The organism is Oribacterium sp. WCC10 (genome assembly GCF_900113415.1).
GTDB lineage: Bacteria > Bacillota > Clostridia > Lachnospirales > Lachnospiraceae > Oribacterium.
In genome coordinates, this window is the sequence record NZ_FOPH01000026.1 from 1 (window position 1) to 23,037 (window position 23,037).

Genomic DNA, 23,037 nt, shown 5'->3' on the forward strand with positions numbered 1-23,037 from the left:
AAGAGTAAGACCCCTTGAAGACTACGAGGTAGATAGGGCTAAGCTGTAAGTGCTGTAAAGCATTCAGGTGATAGTTACTAATAGGTCGAGGGTTTGACCAATGTGGTTTGGTTGCTGGATAACAGATGGATTACTGAGAATAAGTTATTTGTATTCGGTACGCAGTTTTCAAGGCACGATATTTGATCTATGATCATAAACTTTATATCGAAGCTTTTTAAACAATCAGATTTGTATCTGGTTGTTTTTTTATGTTTATAGGAACTTTATAGGAAATGGCATTAACTGAACATTCAGCACAACATATGTCCGCATTAAAAACACGTAATTTTAATAAGGGCTTTATTTTATAATCCATTTCTGCATTTTTATTTTATAACTGTAATCTGTGGGGAATCTGTGGGGATTTTGAAGTTCTGAGAATATACAAATAGATAAGCAAAATATGTTCTTAAAGTTGAACTTTGAAAGGTAAATCAGTATAACAATAGGAAAAAATCCCTGAAACTTCAATATTATCAATGAAGTTTAGGGATTATGACAATCACCGGATTCTGTATAAAAACTGGTGATTGGATTTGTATTTTTATACCATTATTAAAGCTGAACAGATTATCTAAATGAGCGTGTCTTATTTTCTGAAGAGGTTGTTAAGCTTTCCAAATAATGAGTTTCTGCTTTCTGCTTCCTTTTCAGCTTCAGCAGCGAGGTCCTTGTTCAACTGTGTTTCAAGAAGCTCTGAAAATAGTGGCGTATCTGCCGTGATTCCTTTGGGAAATCTGGTGATAACCTTTGTGTATGATCTGTAAACTGTATTGGAATCATTTTCTACAACATAATCATGCAGACAGTTAACTACATTATGTTCTACACCATAGGATATTATATTAAAGGCTCTGCAATAGTAATATATGTCGTTGTTGTCAAAAGGAATATCCTTGCCCAAAAAAACTATCTCATATATAAAATCAATGATTTCCTTAAGGCTTTTATCATTTAACTTTTCATTGAGGTATTCTAAAGCCTTTTTCTTAGGAATATTATTAATACCAGCCATAACTCTATCTCCTTTTTTATATTGAATCAGGAAGCCCATGGTATGTGGGGTTCCTAAAAATGCTACATAAGTTCATTTGATTATAGTCATTTTCAAGATTAGTGACTTGGCTAACAGTAATATCGTAAACTGTAATATCTCAGAAATATCTGCATGTTCTGAAAATGTCAGACAAAAATATTAAAATTAAATGTTAAAATCATATGTAAATCATATATAAATCATATATATATATATATATATTAAATCGACACTCCGGTAATACTAATAAGCTACTTGTCTTCTTTATTCTCCTTATGATAATTAGCTTTAGACTTATACATGTTTGAATCTGCTTCATATAGCATAGAGTTAATCTGTCTTGTTTTTATCTCATCTACTGTTCGGGTTGCGCATCCGTGAGATACTGAAAGCTTAAAGGATTCGAGGCTTGAGCGATTGAATTTTTCAATCTCTTCATTCAAGGCCTTCACTGCGATATCATATTTTGTTTTAATATTACCGGGAATAAGTGAAATAAATTCATCTCCGCCGATTCTCCCGACAAAACCTACTGTACCAAAACTGTTTTTTAGACACTCTGCAAATGCTTTAAGGGCTCTGTCTCCACTTTGATGGCCATACGTATCATTTATTTTCTTAAAACTGTTTAAATCAAAACAGACCACCATGATATCTTCTTCAAGATCATCAAATACATTTATCATATCGTGACATTTCTTGGCATTTCCAAGGCCGGTAAGAGCATCCTGATAAGCAAGCTTTTTGGTTTTGATAGCGTTAACCTGATGCTTAAAGATCAGAAACGTCGCCACCAGCATCATCAGGAAAGATGTTCCATGAAGCAGCAAAATGTTCAATATACCACCCATAAAGTAATCATCATCAAGAATATATATTATTTTCCAATGGCAGTAATCGAGATCTGACATTGCAACAAAGTACTCCTGATTTCTGTATCTAAGCTTTCCTGACAGTGTAGCAGTACTACTCAAACCTTTACCGATGAAATTAATAGCTTCACTGGAATCTGAAAACGTTTCGATGGCATTATCCTTCTTTACCACTGACATAGTATTCTCATAAAGAACATATTCTCCATTTTGAGTTATGGCCGCGGTAAGTCCTTCATCATACATAGATCTTAATTCTTCGTATAGTGCAGACAAACTCAAGGTGCCGCATAAAAGTCCGACCTTTTGACCTGTGGTATCATAGATAGATGTACATATGGTTGTGATAGGAGTATCAGTTCCTTCTCTGGTAGAAGGATCAGCTATGTACTGCTCATACTGTAATGCATTTTTGTACATTTCAATATCTTCGTGTTGTGGTCTTTTTGAACCATTAAAGAAATAGCTTTTGCAGTCTGTATCTGCAACAAACATATATTCAAAACCAACATTTTGGGTTCTTTTTTGCAAATACTCTTTTTGAACGTCCGTATTCATTCCACTGATTTCCGGTTGTTCAGCTATATAGTTCATTACCGTAATTTTCGCTTCAAGTATAGAAGCTATATGTTGTTTCAAAGCATCTGCTCTACCGGCAACAAAAGAATTGCCTTTGGCAATCATTGAGGTATATGTGCTATAGCTGTAATATAAGGAAACTTAAAAACAAATGTGATTGCTACAAATGTAACAAACCATAACATTCGTTCCTTAAATGAGAAGCCAATTTGATTGGATTTATCAATTTTCATTCCTAAACCTTTATAATCATTAATACAGACACGTCAAACAATTAGGGAAACGCTGATTAAAGCGTTTCCCGGGACGGATTTTCGATGCGAAGCATCAATTTCCGTTGACAATCCGTGCCATCCGTGGAAACACTGATATAATCAGTGTTTCCTTAGTTATCTGAGCGCGGGATACTACACGGAGTTTTGCTTCATCAACCGGAGGGAAATTAATATGCCTAATCCTGTTATTCCTCTGTTACGAAAGGGAAAGAGGACTGTCATAGTTGCAGATGATGAATATATAAACAGGCAGATACTGTTTGAGATGTTGAAGGAGGACTACCATGTCCTTCTGGCGGAAGATGGTGCAGAGGCCTATGACATTGTCCAAAAAAACAGTAAGACTATTTCACTCATATTGCTCGATCTGATAATGCTTAATATGACCGGGCTTGAACTCCTCGACAAGCTGAAATCTCATGAGAAACTGTCACGTATTCCGGTGATAGTTCTCACGGCGAATCAGGATTCTGAGGTTGCAAGTTTAAATGCCGGAGCGGTAGATTTCATTCCAAAACCGTATCCTCAGCCTGATGTTGTAAGGGCAAGAGTCCGCAGAGCCATCGAACTGTCAGAGGACAGGCAGATCATCAGTGATACTCAGTATGATGTTCTGACCGGACTTTATACAGAGGAATCCTTTTATTTATACACTGAACTTTTTGACAGATACTATTACGATCTTTCGGCTGATGCGGTTGTTCTCGGGATAAACAACTTTCATATCTTTAATGAACGTTACGGTGATAAAGGAAGAAGCTCTTTCACGAATGATGGGTAACGAAAACTTTTATATTTCGATGATCTCAAGATTATTGGATGATAGCAATTTCGAGACATTGAAGCAGAGCATAGAAGACGGAGACCTTGACAGTGCTTTCGATGCTGCGCATAATCTGAAAGGTGTCATAGGAAATCTTTCGCTTACACCTATTCTTGAACCTGTTAAAGAGGTGACAGAGCTTTTGAGATCACGAAAGGATATGGATTACAGTTCTTATGTAAAGTTGATTTTCGAAAGAAAGGAACAGCTGAAAGCATTGTTCAAATGACAAATACTTAATGTGAGGTGTCAGATGATCCATAACAGTTTTTCAGATAATAAAGAAAAAGACTCTCTTGCCTGGGAGGAAGTCAGTTGCGAGCATATTGTAAAGGATGAATGGATAGATTTTAAAAGACTTGCATACAGGTTTCCCGATGGAAGAGTGTTTGAACCTTACTACAGCTACAGTCGCAAGAATTATGTTGTTATCGTGGCTTCTGATACAGAAGGGAAGTTTCTTTCAGTAAGGCAGTTCAGGCAAGGAATAAAGGAAGTGACAACCGAGTTCCCTGCAGGAGGCATTGAGCGAAAGGACAATAAGGAATACGGTGATTCTCATGATGAATCATCAGAAGATGCATTGATTGCGGCAAAGCGCGAGCTTCTTGAGGAGACAGGCTATGAATCCGATGAATGGAGTCATCTTATTACTGTTCCGTCCAATGCAACCATCGCAGACAACTATGCTTACATTTACAGGGCGAAAAACTGCAGAAGAGTTGCAGGTCAGTCACTTGATGAGACTGAATTTCTAAATGTAAAAAAATACACTTCCGATGAGATCGAAGAGATGATCTCTGCCGGCAGGTTTCAACAGGCAGTACATATCATGGCCTGGCTGTTGGCAAGAAGATGAGAATATATGGTTTAGCCGATTTTCCCTTTCAGTAGTAAAAAATCGGTATCTATAGTTTCTATCTATATCCAACCCTAAATTATTCCAAATTGTTTTCACCAAAAAACAGGACTAATATATTTTTAAACGAGATATGAAAGAATAATTTTTCATAAATAATATTCATATCTGCTGATTTAATTAAAGGAACTCACTATAAGTGAATTAAAACTTATGAGTTTTCCGAAGACAATCATTCATAATGTCAGACATTTCTTTTAATAAAGCTGACGTTAAATCGGGAGGGGTTTATGAGGAAACAGGTTTTAGCTATTTTATCAGCCGCTTTGGTTTCTGCCACAGCTATAAGTGCCTGCGGTGTGCCAACAACAGGCGGGGAATCAGTACCTGAGGCAACAACTGAAGCAGCAGGAAAGTATGCATTGGATACAAGTGATGATAAGAAGGAAAATTCTGATGCAAATAAGTCAGATGATGCCGGACGTAAGGTTCTTCGTTTCGGACAGGGTAATGCAGGTGACGGACTTGATATGCAGGTATCGACTTCATCAAGAGCTGCATCAATTGCAGATGAGATAACAGAATCTCTTCTCAGATTTAACGAGGACAATGTGGAGGTTCCTGTTCTTGTAACGGCCTTCCCTACCATCTCTGATGATGGCCTCACATACAGCTTCGAGCTTAAAGAAGGAGTACACTTCACAAACGGTGCAGAGCTTAAAGCATCTGATGTAAAGTTTACCTTCGAGCGTATGTTCACACCGGCTACCGGGGCTAAATCCACAGCGTACTTCAAGATGATAAAGGGTGCTCAGGATATGCTCGACGGCAAGGCTACTGAACTTGCAGGTTTTGAAATCCAGGATGATTATCATTTCACCATAACTCTGGACTATGCATTTGCACCTTTTATAAAGAATATCGCCACATCTTATGCTGACATTTTCCCTGAGGAAGCCTGCAAGGAAGCGGGAGACAAGTGGGGCTTCGGAACAGATCTCATCGGTACCGGTCCATACAAGATTGATACCAATGATGACACAACAGGTGTAACGCTGGTAAAGAACGATGACTATCATGCCGGTGACGTTAATCTCGATGAGATTGATTTCGTATATTTTGATGACGACCAGACAAAGCTTATAGCTTATGAGAATGGTGACATCGATCTTGCTGATGTAAATCCTGCATTGCTCAGTCAGTATCAGGAGACCAATGCTTCCGAAATCACAGCTTATCATCCTCTCGGAACAGCATTTATGTCACTTAACTTAAAGGCCGACTACATTAGCGACATCAATGTAAGAAAGGCAATCTCACTTGCCATAAATCGTGAGGAGCTTGTTGATACAATCCTGAACGGTGCCGGTATTCCTGCATCAAGTTTCCTGAATAACAACATACCGGGTCATGACGATTCACTTTCTGTTTACGAGTACAATCCGGAAGAGGCCAAAAAGCTTCTCGAAGAGGCCGGCTACGGTGACGGTATCACCATCGATGCTGAAGTTCGTCAGGCAGACCAGACTGTATTTGCAGCACTTCAGGGTTACCTTGATGAAGTAGGTATCACCCTTAACCTGAATGTGGTCGATAATGCCACATGGACTGCTGACAGAACAGCCGGAAAGATTCCTGTAACAGGTATGACATGGAACGCACTCTATCCTGACGGCGATTTCCAGATGTACAACTACTTCTACTCAACAAACTCTGTTGCACAGGGTGTGTTCTATGAGAATGCCGACTTTGACAAGGCAATGGATGATGCAAGAGTTTCAACTGATGAGAATAAGCGTGCAGAGCTCTATAAGAAGGCAGATAAGCTTCTTTCACAGGACGACTACGCATGTATTCCTCTTTACTATCCACAGAGTCAGTTTATCGCAAAGCCATATGTAAAGAACTACAAGGTGGGTAACCTGATCTATCACTTCTTCGACGTGGATATCGATGCAGATGCAAAGGCTAAGGCCTGATATACACCCGGATTCATATGACGTTAGACGTATAGAACACAAAAACAAATAAGTAAAACCATTAATGCAGGATAAATCAATATCAGTGTTCCTCCGTTACTGCCATTCTCACTGATGAAATTTATCCTTTGCAGATGATATAGCGGATTTAAAAGCTGTATCATTTACCGGATGCTGCCTGGGAAATACCCGGGCGGCATCCTTTCCGTTTAATTCATGGATTCAATCCCGACTTATAAGGATTTGATATTCATATCCGGTTAAATTCGAATTAAATGTCGTTATCCTACGATGTAAGGGTCAAATACTTTTGAACACTCACGTCATCTTATACGACAGGTAAGGACTTCTATGTTTCGATATATCATTAAGCGTACACTACTTGCTCTTGGAATCATTTTTTCCATATCTCTCATCACATTCCTTATTCTCAATGTCTTACCCGGCGACCCTGTGGCCGCCATGCTGGGAGACTTCGCTGATGCCAATAAAATAAAAGAAGTTCGCCATAATCTGGGACTGGATGTTCCGCTATGGCAGCAATACTTTCAGTGGATAAGTAATCTCCTTAAGGGCGATTTCGGTAACAGCTATTTCCAGAAAAAATCAGTTTTGTTTCTGATACTTCAGGCTTTTCAGTACACTTCATTTCTTGCTGTACTGGCCTATGTGATAGCCCTGATAGTAGGTCTCAGCATGGGAATCATTGCTGCCGTAAATCACGGAAGCTTGATAGACCGGAGTCTCATGACACTGTCTGTTCTCGGAATTTCAGCACCATCATTCTGGGTGGCCATTCTTCTTCAGATATATATCGGATTGAATTTTAAGATATTTCCCGTATCAGGAGTACAGACACCTATTGGTTACGTACTTCCGGCCATAGCTCTTGGCACAAGATATGCAGCCTCAATCGCAAGAGTAACAAGAGCCTCTATGATGGAAGTTATGGGGCAGGATTTCATTCGTACAGCATATGCTAAAGGTCTTGGCAGTTTCCGTATAGTCATGGTACACATCCTGCGGAATGCGTTGATTCCGATAATCACAATCATCGGTGCGGATATCGGCTCGCTGCTTACAGGATCTATGATCACTGAAAATGTCTTCAATATTCCGGGAATCGGAAAGCTTCTCATAGATGCCATCGGAAAACGTGACATACCGCTTGTTCAGGGCGGAGTTATCTATGTTGCGACAGTTTGTGTGATTGTGTATTTCGTTGTAGATATACTTTATGCAGTTGTGAATCCTAACATCAGACTCGGTGCTTCAGTTGAATGATGGATGGGAATAAATAATTATTTCACAGGCGAGGATGCATATGAATAATAAAAAAGCCCCAAAAACAATGAAGGACTGTTAAGGGATTCATACTCCTTATGAAATCATAAGTTTTTTATAACGATAGAACGGAGCATTTAATGACTAAGACTAAACTGATACAATTAGACACTTTAGGAAGAAATATATCCGAAACTAAAATTCAACACAGTGGCTACTACTACGAAAGCTTTCGTATATTCAGGAAAAACAAGGTCGCCATGCTTTCACTTTTTGTGATAATACTTATGATTTTTCTTGCTGTGGCAGCACCTTTGGTTACAGGCTTTGATCCCGATAAGCAGAAGCTTGCAGAACGGCTTCTGTCTCCGGGAGTGAAGGGACACATATTCGGAACCGATGAGTTCGGGAGAGACATTTTCACAAGATGTATCTATGGATGTCGTGTTTCTCTATCTGTAGGAATAATATCTCAGCTTATAGCATCTGTTATCGGATATCTCATGGGGGTTACGGCTGGATATTTCGGAAAGAAAGCAGACGATATCATCTCGTTTTTTATTCAGGTCTTCAGCAGTATTCCATTTCTGCTTTTTGCCATGGCTCTGATGTATGCACTGGGGTCGGGACTGATGAATCTCTATCTTTCTCTTGGTCTTCTCAGTTGGGCAAATACCGCAAGGCTTATAAGAGGACAGGTTCTGACACTTAAGCAGCAGGAATACATTCAGGCCTGTATCGTTAATGGCGGATCAAGCAGACGTATCATATTTAAACATTTGCTTCCTAACTGTATTCCCATGCTGATCATCACGAATACTCTGGGAATCCCTTCAGCTATCCTGACTGAAGCAAGTCTCAGTTTCCTGGGGCTCGGAGTACCAAGTCCAACTGCAAGCTGGGGTTCAATGATCTCAGGTGCCCAGACATTCATCAGAACAAACACCTACTACAGTCTTTTTCCGGGACTTTTCATAATCGTATCGGTAATGGCATTCAATATGCTTGGAGACGGACTGAGGGATGCTCTGGATCCGAAGCTTCATAAATGATTTGGGGTTGGAGAAACGCTGATTAAGTGTTTCCACGGTCAGACTGCGATGGAACCTGCAGTCTGATGTAAGGTATGGGAAACTAAACAGAAAAGTATATGAAGGTAAGTATAATGTCTGAAAAAAGTGAATTACTGGTAATAAAAGATCTTGATGTACGGCTCTTTACAGAAAGAGGCACACTTCCGGTTCTAGACCATATAAATCTTAGTTTAAAACCCGGAGAAATCCTTGGAATAGTAGGAGAGAGCGGATGCGGAAAAAGTATGCTTGCCTCTGCCATCATGGGGCTTATCGATGCTCCCTTGAAGATCACCGGAGGAGAGATAGTATTTGAAGGTGTGAATCTGGTCAATGCCTCAAAGAAGACTCTTCAGAATCTCAGAGGAAGTGCCATCTCCATGATCTTTCAGGAACCCATGACAAGTTTAAATCCTATCATGACCTGCGGGCAGCAGATAGTTGAGGCTATACTTGCCCATGAAAAAGTTTCAAGAAAAGAGGCAGTGGCAAGGGCGATGGATATGATTAAGTCAGTAGGAATCCCTATGCCGGAAAAGGTTTTCCGCTCTGTTCCGTCACAGCTTTCAGGTGGTATGAGACAACGCATCATGATAGCAATGGCATTGAGCTTAAGACCAAAGCTTCTTATATGTGATGAGCCGACAACAGCACTTGATGTGACCGTACAGGCACAGATACTGTATCTCATCCGTAAGTTAAAGAAAGAGCTCAATACTGCAGTTGTATTCATCAGCCATGATATGGGCGTTATCTCACAGATGTCTGACAGAGTGGCGGTAATGTATGCGGGACAGGTAGTAGAGCTTTCTGATAAGAAGGATATCTTTACCACACCGGCACACCCCTACGCTATAGGACTTCAGGCTGCAATTCCAAAAATGGACGGCGAGGCGGAATCTCTGGAAGCCATCCCGGGATCTGTGCCGATGCTTTATGATCTTCCGGCCGGATGTCTTTTTTCCACAAGATGTGAAAGGTGCAGCATGAAGTGTAAAACCGAGAAACCGGAGCTTGTAGATATAAATGAAGATAATCCGGGACATCTTGTTAGATGTTTCATTCCGGCAATTTAGCCCAAAAGTCGATATAGGATCACTTCTCACTTTGCACTGCCATGAAGTATTTTGTGAAGGCATACGTGGGATAAGACTTATGATACTTGGGTCATATTTGACTTTTTAACTGCATTAATAATGAGCATGTGAAAATCTTATGACGCTGATGTACTACAGGAGAAAACATGGAACATAAAACATTGGCTGAACCTGTTTTGAAGGTTCGAAATCTTAAAAAATATTACTATTCCGGCGGAGGATTTCTATCCGGAAAGAAAACATGTGTAAAGGCTGTAAATGATGTTTCCTTTGAACTGTATAAAGGAGAAACTCTGGCTATAGTCGGAGAAAGCGGGTGCGGAAAGTCCACCACAGCTAAATCTGTCATAAGGATAACGGAACCGACTGAAGGAAGTATCATGCTGGATGGGCGGGACTTCGGAAAACTTAAGGGTGAAGAACTTAAGAAGGCAAGACAAAATATCAAGATGATCTTTCAGGATCCGTATTCTTCCCTTAACCCCAGAATGACAGTCAGAGACATTATTGCAGAACCTATAGACATAGCAGGTTCATGGAAAGATAAGGAAGAACGGGAACGAAAAATACTTGAAGCCTGCGATATGGTGGGGTTAAACAGAGATTTCCTTGATCGCTATCCTCATGAGTTTTCAGGAGGACAGCGTCAGAGAATAGGTATAGCAAGAGCCATCATTGAAAAGCCTGAAGTTATTCTTTGTGATGAACCGGTTTCAGCCCTGGATGTTTCTATTCAGGCAAAGGTGGTGAATCTTCTGAAAGAACTTCAGAAAAGACTTAATATTTCCTATATCTTTATATCCCATGATATGGGTGTGGTTCGTCACATGGCTGACCGTGTCATAGTGATGTACCTCGGACATGTGGTTGAAGAGGGGAGTAAAGAAGACATCTTCGAATCCCCGAAACATCCGTATACAAAGCTTCTTCTTGAAAGTATTCCGGTTATCGGAAAAGAAGTTCCTGAAGATGATAAGGAATTGATTTCAGGAGATATACCTTCTCCGGCAAATCCGCCTTCAGGGTGCTGTTTCCATACAAGATGTCCGTATGCAACGGAGGAATGCAGTAAAGTCATGCCGGAACTGAGGGAAGTTGATGGAAGACCGGGACATAAAGCTGCCTGCGTGACTATAGTTTAAACAGGTACAGGAAGATTGGAGATATTTTGAAAGTAAACTTTCAAAGTTTGATGGTGAGTCAGATACGGGTTTGGATGAATACAACTCGTGCCTGACCAATGGGGGTAAAAATGAAACTTACAAAAGAAGAAATAGCACAGGATTTTAGAAAACTAATAAAACCACTTTCAGAAACATTCGGACCATCAGGTCAGGAGGATGAGGTATACGAACTTATCAAAAAGGAAATAGAAAGCTACGATGTAACCATATCAACTGATGTAATGGGAAATCTCATAGCATTCAAAAAGGGAAACCGTCCCGGAAAACTGATGGTTGCGGCACACATGGACGAGATAGGTCTCATTATTCGTCATATAGATGCAAACGGATTTATCTTTATAGAAACTCTCGGAGGTATAGCCCCACAGCAGTTCTTCGGAAAGCATGTGGTGATCCGTACAGAGGATGGCAGACATATCGATGGAATAGTAAATTCACTTCATCCGGGTCGTCCTGACCGCTGCACCGAGATGCCTAAATCGATAGGCGAATTCTTTATAGAGGTTGGTGCAGAGTCAAGAGAAGAAGTTTATGAAATGGGAATTCAGGAGGGAGATCCGGTATCTATCGATTATCCGGTTATAGAACTTGGAAAGCATAGAGTCGGCGGAAAGGCTCTTGATGACAGAGCCCTCGTATTCATGCTTATTGAGGTTATCAAGATGCTTCAGGATGAAAAGGATACTCCTGACTTCTATGCAGTTTTTACTACTCAGGAAGAAGTCGGAGCGAGAGGTGCTATTGTGGCGGCCAGAAGCATTGCCCCTGACATGGCTATCGCCCTCGATATGAGTCTGGCAACGGACATCCCGGGAGTTTCAGCTCAGAAGATGGTCAATTCTTTGGGAAAGGGTGCATCCATTAAGATCATGGATAAGCTCTCCACCTGTGTCAACGGACTCCTCGCAGACCGGAAGATCGTTAAGGAAATGAAGGAAATCTGCAGGGAAAATCAGATTACTTATCAGATTGAGGCCTATGCGGCAGGTGCAACAGATGCATCATTTATGCAGACACTTAACGCCGGAATAAGAGCCGGGGGAATACAGATCCCAATGAGATATGTTCACAGCTACGAGGTGGTGGATGTAAGAGATGTGGTTGACTGTGTGGGACTTTTGTACCACTTTGTGAAGAAAACGGAAATATAGACCGTTGCCGCCGGAGGCTCTAAGGAAGTATTGAATTAATTATTTTTTCCTTAGAGATCATTAGTTACCAGGAACAAAGAATGCTCACTTTTTATACTTTATGATGTAAAATATAAGAAAAGAGTCCTGCATTTGATTCAGGCAGGGTTCACTTGTGTCGTAAAGGTATAGAATTTTCAAAAAGGAGGCATCGTGGTAATGAAAGGCAGTATAAAAATCAACCGTAAGCTGATTATTGTGGGCATACTGCTCATTATATGTCTGACGACCGCATTGGTAATGACTATGAAAAAGACGGGAGGCATCGTGGGAGACGAAGCAGCTTTCCGAAGCAGACCCAAAACCACACCGGCAGGTATGGTGGATCCAAATATAATCAATAAGGGAACAAATTCGTGGCAGGGTCAGAATTATATAAATACTGCCAAAAGCGCGCTTAATCTGGTTAACCAGCAAAGAGCCAACAACGGACTGGCCGCACTGGAGTGGGACGACAGCCTTGCTGCCTGTGCGATGATAAGGGCAACGGAACTTCCGTCGGCATTTTCACACTCAAGACCTAATGGCAGCGATTGGTACACCGTCTGCCCCGATATAATGTATGGTGAGAATCTCGCTCAGGGATTCAACTCTCCGGACGCCGCGGTCAATGCGTGGATGAACTCCACAATGCATCGCGAAAACATACTAAAAGCAGGTTTTGTATCGTGTGGAATAGGCATATATGAAAACGGCGGAAAGTGGTATTGGGTACAGGAATTTGGATACTACTAAAACAAGAAAAATAATATTAACCATGATAATAACGGCAGTCGTTTCGAGTGCCGTTTTATCGTGTATATCCTGCAGTAAAAATCCGGCCTCAGGAACAAACGAAGCGGTCTCAAGCAGTAAAGGAACAGCTTCTGCAGATGCAAAAGATACTGAGGGAAGCTTTGCTTTGCTTGTTTATATGATCGGCTCCGACCTGGAAACCTTTGATGCGGCCGCAAGCAATGATATCCAGGAAATGCTCGGAGCAGCATCAGGAGACAATCTCAACATTATAATACAGACCGGCGGATCAAAAAGCTGGCATCTCAAAGAGATTGAGAATGATGGAGTAGGCAGGTACAGGATAAGGAACGGAAAGTTAGAGACAATCGAGCTTCTTGATAATGTGAGAATGTCAGAGTCCGAAACCCTTGCTGACTTTATCTCCTGGGCCGGAAATAATCAAACCGCGGAAAGATACGGACTTGTGCTTTGGAACCACGGTGGAGGTACTTTAGTCGGTTACGGTCTTGATGAATACTATCCCGATGAAACAATGAGCATAGACCAGATTCATGAGGCACTTTCGGATGGAGGACTTCATTTTGATTTCATCGGTTTCGATGCATGTCTTATGTGTACGGTTGAAACGGCTATGGCACTCGCCGGACACGCAGATTATATGATAGCATCGGAGGAGACGGAGCCGTCGACAGGCTGGTATTACACGGAATGGATAAAGCAACTTTCCGAAAGACCGGGAGTGTCCATTCCGGAGCTTGGGAAAACCATCATTGACAGCTTCGTTTCCGGACCTGATTACAACAAATATGACTTTTATACGCTGTCGCTTGTAGATCTAAAAAAAATTGAAGAGCTTTATCGTACATTAAGCGGGTACTTTAAAGAAGAGGAGAAAATCCTAAACGATCAATATCAGAAAACGGTAGTAGCGAGAGCAAATACAAAAAGCTTCGGAAACGATGGCTACGAGCAGATAGATCTCTTTGACTACCTGAATTCTGTTGAAGAAGAAACAGAAAGCGGAAGAGCACAGAAAGTGCTTGAAAAAGCGAAGGATGCAGTCTGTTATTTCCAGGGAACGGTGACCGGATCAAACGGTATCGCGCTGTATTATCCGTATTTATATCCTGAGCGGTTTGATCAGGTTATGGAAATGCTTTATACACTTGATTACGAAGAAAGTTACTTTGATTTTTACAGACATTTTCTGAACGTTTTGGTGAAAACGAGGCTCAACGCATCCGAAGAAGATGGCGGGGAGAAAAAAGCTGAATCAAATGTTAAAAAAATCCGGGACATTACCGTTGACACGGGAGTCAGCGAGGAGGATCTTTTGGCAACAAGCTGGTACGACCCACACACTGTTCTTCCCGAAAATCTACTTGTGCCGGATGTCAACGTTTTCGAGATGGTACCAAAGGACAATTTCGGTAAATACGGGCTGCATCTGCCTGAAGAGCAATGGGATCTGATATCCGATATATGGGTTGACTATTGGCTCGAAATGGAGAGCGGATGGCTGGTAGACTGCGGAACCGACAAGTATTACGAATGGGATTGGGACGGAGACCTTACGCTTGACTACGATGGCAAGTGGTTGGCGTTGAACGGCGAGATAGTTCCGTATTATTTAACCGGAGTCGTATATGGTGAGACATTTGCGGAGGATTACAGCTTCGGGTATGTTCCTGCAACACTGAATGACAAAGGCATAAAGATACAGATAGTGAATGATGCGGAATCTCCATACGGACGCGTTGTCGGCTATAAGTACAATTATAAAGATGCTGATTCAAGATCCGACGATGATCCAAATGTCAGCGCAAAGGGTCTGCATCAGTTTAAGGACGGTGATGAAATCCGGACTTATTATGCAAGATACAACAATGAGGATGGCATTGGCACAAGCACCTTTGACTCGCTTGTCTACAACGGCGATCCGATCATCTACAATGGCGACCTTGAAGTAAGCTACGAGCCATTTGACAGGTATAACAACAGAGATATTCATGTACTTGTGAATTTCCGTTTTAAAGATATATACGGCAATACTTACTATACATTTGCGATTGACTATAAACTTTAGGGAAACGCTGAGTAAAGCGTTTCCCTGGCCGGTTTTTTGATGCGAAGCATCAAATTCCTTTGAAAATCCGTGTCCCGACGCCGGAGATTCTGAGGAACCACTGATATAATCAGTGGTTCCTTAGATTTTACTGACCAATAGATGAAACGGGAATTAAGTAAGTTCAAACCAAAGGACATCAGTTAAAAAACGAAGCGCTTCGGCAAAAAAATCTAAAACAGCTCCCCTAAGAACCACTAAGACCTCGGCAGTTTCTGAGTTTTCCTGATGAAAACTCAGAATTGCCGAGGAGATCAAGGAAAAAGATCAAAGTGGTTCTAAGGGAAGCTGTTTTGATTTTATAAGCCTTAGCTTAACGTTTTTAAATTGATGCCCTTTGGTTATGATCAGAAATCATTTCTCGTTTGAACCGTTATAATGGGTCGGCTATTCATAATTTGTTCTTTTTTATGATGTAAGATATAGTAATGAACCCACCCCTTTGTTCAGGCAGGGTTCACTTGTATCCAAGAGGCATAGTTTTTGAAGCAAGGAGGAAAATGAAGAAACATAAAGATACATTGTCATATTTATTTATCATACTGGGGGCCATCATGGCCAGCTTTTCGGTTGCGCTGATTTTGCTGCCGAATGATGCTATAGATTACGGAACTGCCGGAGTTGGAATCATCATAAACAAGATTACAGGATTCCAGTTATCCCTCTGTGTAATTGCAACTTTTATACCCTTTATCATAGCGGGGTATGTTTTTATAGGGAAAAGCTTCACTTTAAAGGCTCTGGTTGGTTCCGTAGTTTACACCCTTGGATTGGAGTTTTTTGAGGAGATTCCTTTTGAACTTAATACCGAGCATTTCCTGGCTGTAGCCTTCGGTGGAGCCATTTTGGGAGCAGGACTTTCGCTGATTATCAGAAATGGTGGGTGCATAGACGGCTCTGAGATACTTGCCAATATCATAGTAAAAAAACTTTCTGATAAAACCGGACGAAACTACAGTATGACTCCGGTTCTTCTGGTGTTTAATGTCTGTGTTTATCTGGCTGTTTTTATATTGATAGATTCAACAGCGGCGCTGATGAGTCTTTTGGTTTATGTTGTTGCCACATCCGTCATTGACCACTTTACAGATCACTTCGAATCCATCAAGCAGGTTACTATCATCACGCAGGATCCTGATGGAATAATACAGGATATCAAAGAAAGACTTAACAAAACCTGTACCATCATGGATTCCCGCGGAGCCATCGCAGGTAATAACAATACATTGATCTGCTATGTAAGCTACTTTGAACTTCCTGTGATGAAAGAGATCATATCAAGGCATTCCGGAAGCTTCAGTACAGTATCTACAATTGATGAAATTCTGAGATAAGGTATGGAGATAAGAATGCGGATTGGGTAATAATGATATTCATCATTTATCGCAAGACTTAACCGTATCTATAAATGCCTGAACCTGGGGAAGCTTGATATATTCCGGCCTGTATAGAATGAGAAATATCCGGTATCGATGCTGCATTGGATCATAGGCGATGCCAAACGCAGCATTGTGGTCGAGTACACAAAAAATCACATGGAAGTCTATAAAAATGATGTTGATGTACTGGCTAATCAGCCGGGGTTCGAGTGGCATCGTGAGAATCTTCGTAACTACATGAATCTTGATAGCGATATGCCGGAAAAGGTTGTCTTGAAAGATGTGAAGATGACACCTTTCGGTTCTGGCTCCATGATGCGAGGGTTACCGGGAGATTACTATTCCACATCCAGATTTGTCAGGGCAGCATATCTGAATAACAATTATCCTGTAAAATCCAATGAGGATGAGAACGTTTCCAGAATGTTCCACACTCTGTCAGGTGTTGCCATGATAGACGGTGCAGCAGAAATGCATGATGGAATGTACGAGAAAACTATTTACACCGGAGGATTTTCTTCAGCTACAGATACCTATTACTTCAATACTTATGAAGACCCGGCAATAAAAAGTGTTCACATGAAGGACTATGATTTGAATGGAAAAGAGTTATTTGTTGTCGGTGACTAACAGGCAGAAGCGTTTTCAGCTATGATGCATAATAAAAAAAGAGGCTCAAGCTAGTGATAGATACCTTCTTTACCGGACAACCGGAAGAGAGAGTACATATCACTAGTGGAGGTTTCTTTTTATTGTGCAAAAATATTTACAATGCCACTCGATTTTGTTAAAAATAGAACGAAGTGTGATTCTTAGCAAAATTAAATAAATGAAGGAACGAATATGTCTTATAAAAAAAGAAGCGCCCATGGCAGTGATTCATCAAGACGATATATACATATAATCCGTATCATAGAAGTGCTGATGGTGGTGATGAGCTTTGTGTCGATCATGGTCTATTTCAGTGTGAAACCGGATTTTTCCGCCAGCCAGAAGGAAAATGCTCATCTCATCGGAGTCACTTATATGACTATGAACAACGAGTTTTACGGGATCGTGAACGAGCAGATAAATCACAGAGTTGAAGCGCAGGGCGACAACATAGTTTTGAGAGACCCGACGCTTAGTGTGGAACGACAGATATCTCAGATAGAAGAGATGCTTGATATGGGTATAGATGCGCTGGTGGTAACTCCGGTTGATGCGTCTGCACTTACGGAAGTGATGAAAAAGGCAAAATCCCGGGGTGTAAAGATAGTGGTCGTGGACACGGAACTTGAAGATCCGGAGCTTGCAGATGTGACTATCAAGTCTGACAATTATAATGCTGGAAAAGCTATAGGACAGTACTACTGCTCCAAACATCCGGAGGGCTCCAGAGTGGTTGTTATGACGCACGATGAAGCTATGTCCGGGCGCCAGCGGGTACAGGGTTTTCTTGATGCTGTCAGTCAAAACGAGAAAACAAATCTTGTAGGGGAGATACCCTGTGAGGGACAGTATGAGATAGCACTTCCCGGACTTGAGGGATTTATACAGTCGGGCAAAGAATTTGATGTGGTGTTCTGCTTAAATGACTTTGCAGCGCTTGGTGCAGCAACAGCTCTTGAGAAGTACGGTATGCTTGATCAGGTCGAGTTATATGGTGTAGATGCATCCCCTGATGCCAAAGCTCTCATCAATGAAGGCAGGATGCAGGCATCGGCGGCCCAGTTTCCGACACGTATCGGTACGGAGGCAGCAGACTCCCTGTATGCACTTCTTAACGGAGAAACCGTCCCGGGTGAAGTTGTGGTTCCCGTTCAGGTGGTCACTAAAGCTAATGTTGCATCATTTACCATAGACAGGTGGCAGTAGGATGGAAGAAATATTAAATCAGAATCGGGATGGGATCAAGAGGGTATCTGCTCAGCTTTTTTCTTTGATGCAGCTGTTCAATTGTCTCATGATAATGTTTATCACTATGGTAACGGCGCATGCCATGCACGGGTTTATACTGGAGGGCAATGCATTTGACCTTATCACAAAGTGCCATGCAACCATAGTTTACTGGAAGATTCCGGTTATCGCCGGGATTCTGTACATAAGCCTGCTTTCACTGCTGTCCATAGAGTGTAACAATCATATAGAACTCATAGTGAAGCTGTGGCTTGAGATCGCAGTCAGTGCCGGACTGTTCTACTGTACAGGGCTGTCCTATACGGTAATGGTACTTCTGATACTGGCGGATATAGTCAGAAACAGGATAGACTGGAGTAAAAAGATCCTTTATATCGTACTGCTTTCATGTGTGGATCTGGTACTTAACGGCAATGTTCTTTCAGGGTATGCCAATCCGGTTTCTGTAAACCAGATATGGACCTACTACCGGCCAGATGTCGCTTCTGTTTTCTCCGGTGCCATCAACATCATGTTCCTTATAGATGTGTTTATCTTCATTCTCTACATGGTGTTCCTCATACTGGAACAGATGAGTGAGAAGGAGAGGATCGCGGCGCTTTACAGAGAGCTTTCAATCGCAAATCACAAGCTTGCGGAGGCAAACAAGCAGCTGGAGGAGTATACTGAGGAGCTGGTAAGTGCTGCGGAGACCAGAGAGAGGAACCGTTTTGCACAGGAGATACATGATACCCTGGGGCATGCCCTCACAGGAATCGTCACAGGTATAGAAGCCTGCATCATGCTTATGGATATTGCGCCGGATGCCACCAAGGAGCAGCTCAAGGCCATCGAGGAGGTTGCGAGACAGGGCATCACAGATGTTAGACAATCGGTGAAAGCATTGAGACCTGATGCACTGGAGAGACTAAAGCTTGAGGATGCGCTTCTCAAGATAATCGATGAAACCATGAGGTCTACAGGTATTACCATCAATTACAACTGTACCACGTCACTCCTTAATTTAAGTCAGGATGAGGAGGATGCCATATACAGAATCGTGCAGGAGAGTGTGACCAATGCTATCCGCCATGGTAAGGCTGATGTCATAGACATTGGCATCGAAAGAGAAGACGGACTTCTGAAGATAAAGATTAAGGATAACGGAATCGGATGCGGAAAAGTGTATAAAGGCTTCGGTCTCCACCATATGCAGGAGAGGCTCAGTCTCCTGAAAGGAACGCTTAGCTATGACGGTTCTGATGGCTTTACGATCGATGCCTCAATTCCCATAAGATGGGGCAACAGTGCAGAAGAAAAAGAGGATTAAAGTAAAATGATTAAGATTTTGATTGCTGATGATCAGGAGCTTTTGAGACAGAGTCTCATGATCATACTGAAGAATACACCGGATTTTCAGGTTACGGATGCTGTCTCTGACGGCAGGGAAGTCATCCGTTCGGTCAGAAACGAAAAGCCGGACATCATCCTCATGGATATCAGAATGCCGGGTATGGACGGAGTGGTGTGTACACAGATCATCAAAGAACAGTATCCTGAGATAAAAATCATCATCCTTACAACCTTTGATGATGACAAATATGTGTTTGATGCGCTTAAGTACGGGGCAAGCGGCTACCTCCTTAAAGGTATCTCGGTAACGGAGCTTTCGGATGCCATAAGAAAGGTTTACAACGGTACAGCTATAATCAACGAAGCGGTGACTTCCAAGGTGGTGAATCTTTTTTCTCAGATGGCCAAATCAAACATTGCCAATGAAGTTGACGACGATATGGTGAAGGACCTCCGGGAGAATGAATGGAAAGTCGTAGTGCTTGTGGGCAGAGGACTCTCCAATAAGGAAATCGCGGCAAAGCTTGATCTCTCTGAGGGTACGGTTAGGAACACACTCAGTACTGTGCTCAGTAAGCTGAACCTAAGGGACAGAACCCAGCTCGCCATATGGGCGGTTCAGACCGGTACGGTCAATAAATATATAGACAACTTGTGAGGACTATGGTGAAAAGAAGATACAGATTACTACTAAGCGCTGTGCTGGTATTTTTGGCCGTACTTGTCGTATATGGCTTTCTTCCTCTAAGTTCCGGAAGTCAGAATGTGCTCACAGTTGGAGCCTTTGCGGGAAGTTACTGGAGTCTGCAGAATGGTAATTCCTACAAGATACTTGATGATGCCATCGATCTTTTCGAAAAGGAAAATCCGGGAGTCAGAGTTCAATATGTGAGCGGAATCACGAGAGACCAGTATCAGGAGTGGCTTTCCGGGAAGAAGGCAGAGGGGAAGATGCCGGATGTTTTTCTGGTTCCCTCAGATAGTTTCCAAAGCTTTGCGGAAATAGGTGCGATGCAGAGCCTTGATGGTTTCATAAAGCATGACAATGATTTTTCCGAGGATGTGTTTTATGAAAAGGCTCTTCAGAGTGGACGATACAGAAATATGCTGTACGCACTTCCGTATGAATGTTCACCCGTAATTATGGTCATGAACAGGACATTGCTTCAGGACAACGGCATTCCGGAACCTCGGAAGGACTGGACCTGGAATGAGTTTTATGAGGCCTGCAGGATGACAGGTGTGTCTGAAGGAGAGGCTTCCGGGCAGTATGGGGTCATAGATTACAGCTGGAAGGATGCCTTTGCAGCAAACCGGGTAAAGCTTTTCAATGACAAGGGTACAGCCTGTGACTTTACAGGAGATAACATAAATGAGGCATTGATACTTTTGGAGCAGCTGTCAAAGCTTCCGAAAGGCAAGGTGATCTCCGCCGGTGATTTCTATAAGGGAGTGGTTGCCTTCGAGCCGATGTCCTTTGCAACATACAGGGCGAGGGTCCAGAATGACCTGAGCTATCAGAACTACTCGGATTTTGAGTGGGGCTATACATCCATGCCGGCAGGTACTGCAGGTGACAATGTTTCGCGACTGGACACACTCACTGTTGCCATGTCATCTGATTCACACAGTAAAAGGGATGCCTGGAGGTTCATAAAGACCCTTACAGCGACTGAGGCCATACAAAAAGAGATATATGACTATTCAGAGGGGCTGTCACCCCTTAAGTCAGTTACGGAAGATCCTGCGATGGAAGAGTATGTGCTGGACCGTTACGGAGTGGTTCTGGACAGAGATGTGATTACTTATGTCATGGAAAGAGCGGAAAATGAAAACCGCTTTCCCGATTATGAGGAGCTGGAGACTGAGGTGACCACTGCGGTGGACTCGATTCTTGAGGATAAGTCCAATATCCGTATGGAACAGATCATATGGAACCGAAGGATCAACAATTACATAAAGAAATTGAGCTATTAAATATTAAGGTTAAAGAGTTCTCTGCACTTGCTGCGGAGAACTCTTTTTTTACAAATGACAAATGTCATGTCCTTTGGAGTACAAATTACTTGTTAAATCAGTGACGCATGTTACCTGATTTAATGTTTTGAAATCGTTATAGTATCTGTGTGATCAGACAGAACGTGGCTCCGGTTTACGGGCCGGGCAGCTGATGATTTGAAGTAACTGTTGTAAGTAACTTAAGCTCTTACAGAAAGTGTGTAATGGGCTGGGTTCTCAAAGGGGAGGTATATGTATGAAATATGTTGTACTGGTCAGTCACGGTGAATTTGCTCCGGGGCTGAGGAGTGCGGCCTGCATGCTTGCCGGAGAAGACAGGGAAGATCTTCTGGCAACAAGTCTTAAGGACGGCATGGGTGCAGATGAGTTTTGCGGGAACGTTAGAGAGATGCTCAAGGTAGTAAAGGAAGAAGATGAGATCATACTTTTTGGTGATCTGATCGGCGGTTCACCACTTACCAATGCAGCCAATGTTATCTCTGAGCTGGGGCTTCTCGGAAGGACGAGAATGTTTGGAGGAATGAATCTTCCGCTGGTTATCACAACGGTGATAGGCAAAGATGATGCAGAAACTGATGAAGTTCTGGCCGATGCTTTGGAGGGTGCAAGAGATCAATTGCACGAGTTCAGGATTGAAGCAGAGGATGAGGAAGAAGAACTTTAAATTATATGAGCCGGTTGGATCTGCAGCTCTATGGCAGAGATAAACGGCAAAAACATGCCTTTATAGAGGAGGAAGATATGGCAGTAACATTTTTACGAATTGATGACAGAATGATCCACGGACAGACGGTGACAAGATGGGCACTTGAGTACCCTTGTGACGGACTCATCGCAGTTAATGATGCAGCGGCAGCAAGTCCTGTTTTGAAGGCTGCTTATAAGAGTGCTTCTGACAAGAAGACATTTGTATGGGGTGTAGATGAGTTCATCGCTAAGAGCAAGAAGGTAATCGAGTCCGATACACGTTACTTCGTTATCACAAAAAATCCGATCGATATGAAGAAGATACTTGTTGATGCAGGATTTGTACCGGGGGATGTTAAAACCGTTATCGTTGGACCATGCAACGACAGACCGGGAGCCGTTAAACTGGGCAACAACCAGTCCATCACGCAGGAAGAGGCACAGGCTCTTGAAGATATCAGAAACACAGGCTATGAAGTAGAGTTCTCACTTCTCAAAGAAACATCTATCGGTAACTGGAACAAGTTCAGAGGTCAGTTTGGCTTTAACTAATTGATAAACTAAG

The 23,037-nt window shown here is 42.1% G+C and carries 21 protein-coding genes and 1 rRNA gene; 20 read left to right on the forward strand and 2 right to left on the reverse strand.

Features of this window, described 5'->3' with window-relative positions; genetic code table 11:
* Window positions 1-101 (forward strand): 23S ribosomal RNA (locus BM294_RS14045); the annotation flags it as partial.
* Between the two features lie 530 nt (window positions 102-631).
* Here BM294_RS14045 and BM294_RS14050 read toward each other — a convergent pair.
* Entirely contained in the window at window positions 632-1,057 is a 426-nt protein-coding gene (locus BM294_RS14050) for a hypothetical protein (protein WP_091209525.1), read from the reverse strand.
* Window positions 1,058-1,329: 272 nt separating this feature from the next.
* Window positions 1,330-2,589, reverse strand: a complete 1,260-nt coding sequence (locus tag BM294_RS14055) for a sensor domain-containing diguanylate cyclase (RefSeq protein WP_175494704.1) — start codon at window positions 2,587-2,589, stop codon at window positions 1,330-1,332.
* A gap of 387 nt (window positions 2,590-2,976) precedes the next feature.
* Between BM294_RS14055 and BM294_RS14060 the strand changes: the two genes are divergently transcribed.
* The 19 genes from BM294_RS14060 (at window position 2,977) to BM294_RS14150 (ending at window position 23,024) form a co-directional block, all read left to right on the forward strand.
* Window positions 2,977-3,585, forward strand: a complete 609-nt coding sequence (locus BM294_RS14060; protein WP_091209530.1) for a response regulator — start codon at window positions 2,977-2,979, stop codon at window positions 3,583-3,585.
* Entirely contained in the window at window positions 3,575-3,856 is a 282-nt protein-coding gene (locus BM294_RS14065; protein ID WP_175494705.1) for an Hpt domain-containing protein, read from the forward strand. Before BM294_RS14060 ends, BM294_RS14065 begins: the two co-directional genes overlap by 11 nt.
* Before the next feature lie 24 nt (window positions 3,857-3,880).
* Window positions 3,881-4,486, forward strand: a complete 606-nt coding sequence (locus BM294_RS14070; protein WP_091209534.1) for an NUDIX hydrolase — start codon at window positions 3,881-3,883, stop codon at window positions 4,484-4,486.
* Window positions 4,487-4,776: 290 nt separating this feature from the next.
* A complete protein-coding gene (locus BM294_RS14075) occupies window positions 4,777-6,465 on the forward strand; it encodes an ABC transporter substrate-binding protein (RefSeq protein ID WP_091209536.1) in 1,689 nt (562 codons plus the stop codon).
* 351 nt (window positions 6,466-6,816) lie between these two features.
* Window positions 6,817-7,749: an ABC transporter permease gene (locus tag BM294_RS14080; RefSeq protein ID WP_091209538.1), complete on the forward strand. Its 933-nt coding sequence runs from the start codon at window positions 6,817-6,819 to the stop codon at window positions 7,747-7,749.
* Window positions 7,750-7,889: 140 nt separating this feature from the next.
* Window positions 7,890-8,801 (forward strand): ABC transporter permease, encoded by a 912-nt coding sequence (locus tag BM294_RS14085; protein ID WP_091209540.1) that lies wholly within the window; start codon window positions 7,890-7,892, stop codon window positions 8,799-8,801.
* 113 nt (window positions 8,802-8,914) lie between these two features.
* Window positions 8,915-9,898 carry an ABC transporter ATP-binding protein gene (locus BM294_RS14090; RefSeq protein ID WP_091209543.1) on the forward strand — a complete coding sequence of 328 codons (984 nt, stop codon included), beginning with the start codon at window positions 8,915-8,917 and terminating at the stop codon, window positions 9,896-9,898.
* Between the two features lie 167 nt (window positions 9,899-10,065).
* Window positions 10,066-11,061 carry an ABC transporter ATP-binding protein gene (locus BM294_RS14095; RefSeq protein ID WP_091209546.1) on the forward strand — a complete coding sequence of 332 codons (996 nt, stop codon included), beginning with the start codon at window positions 10,066-10,068 and terminating at the stop codon, window positions 11,059-11,061.
* A 110-nt stretch (window positions 11,062-11,171) separates the two neighbouring features.
* Window positions 11,172-12,254 carry a M42 family metallopeptidase gene (locus BM294_RS14100; RefSeq protein ID WP_091209548.1) on the forward strand — a complete coding sequence of 361 codons (1,083 nt, stop codon included), beginning with the start codon at window positions 11,172-11,174 and terminating at the stop codon, window positions 12,252-12,254.
* Between the two features lie 198 nt (window positions 12,255-12,452).
* The gene (locus tag BM294_RS14105) at window positions 12,453-13,028 is read left to right on the forward strand and encodes a CAP domain-containing protein (RefSeq protein ID WP_091209550.1); all 576 of its coding nucleotides are present in this window, start codon (window positions 12,453-12,455) and stop codon (window positions 13,026-13,028) included.
* Window positions 13,015-15,117 carry a clostripain-related cysteine peptidase gene (locus BM294_RS14110; RefSeq protein WP_175494706.1) on the forward strand — a complete coding sequence of 701 codons (2,103 nt, stop codon included), beginning with the start codon at window positions 13,015-13,017 and terminating at the stop codon, window positions 15,115-15,117. Before BM294_RS14105 ends, BM294_RS14110 begins: the two co-directional genes overlap by 14 nt.
* A 539-nt stretch (window positions 15,118-15,656) precedes the next feature.
* Entirely contained in the window at window positions 15,657-16,490 is an 834-nt protein-coding gene (locus tag BM294_RS14115; RefSeq protein WP_091209554.1) for a YitT family protein, read from the forward strand.
* Window positions 16,491-16,628: 138 nt separating this feature from the next.
* Window positions 16,629-17,165, forward strand: a complete 537-nt coding sequence (locus tag BM294_RS14120; protein ID WP_091209556.1) for a linear amide C-N hydrolase — start codon at window positions 16,629-16,631, stop codon at window positions 17,163-17,165.
* A gap of 213 nt (window positions 17,166-17,378) precedes the next feature.
* Window positions 17,379-18,392, forward strand: coding sequence for a sugar ABC transporter substrate-binding protein (locus BM294_RS14125; protein WP_091209557.1), 1,014 nt, complete (start codon window positions 17,379-17,381; stop codon window positions 18,390-18,392).
* Window position 18,393: 1 nt separating this feature from the next.
* Complete coding sequence (locus tag BM294_RS14130; RefSeq protein ID WP_091209559.1) at window positions 18,394-19,743, forward strand: sensor histidine kinase; 1,350 nt, start codon at window positions 18,394-18,396, stop codon at window positions 19,741-19,743.
* 6 nt (window positions 19,744-19,749) lie between these two features.
* Window positions 19,750-20,424, forward strand: coding sequence for a response regulator transcription factor (locus BM294_RS14135; RefSeq protein WP_036612753.1), 675 nt, complete (start codon window positions 19,750-19,752; stop codon window positions 20,422-20,424).
* A gap of 5 nt (window positions 20,425-20,429) precedes the next feature.
* On the forward strand, window positions 20,430-21,743 hold the full coding sequence (locus BM294_RS14140) for an extracellular solute-binding protein (protein ID WP_091209561.1): 1,314 nt from the start codon (window positions 20,430-20,432) through the stop codon (window positions 21,741-21,743).
* A 277-nt stretch (window positions 21,744-22,020) separates the two neighbouring features.
* Window positions 22,021-22,449: a PTS sugar transporter subunit IIA gene (locus tag BM294_RS14145; RefSeq protein ID WP_091209563.1), complete on the forward strand. Its 429-nt coding sequence runs from the start codon at window positions 22,021-22,023 to the stop codon at window positions 22,447-22,449.
* 77 nt (window positions 22,450-22,526) lie between these two features.
* On the forward strand, window positions 22,527-23,024 hold the full coding sequence (locus tag BM294_RS14150; RefSeq protein ID WP_091209565.1) for a PTS sugar transporter subunit IIB: 498 nt from the start codon (window positions 22,527-22,529) through the stop codon (window positions 23,022-23,024).
* Window positions 23,025-23,037: the final 13 nt, after the last annotated feature.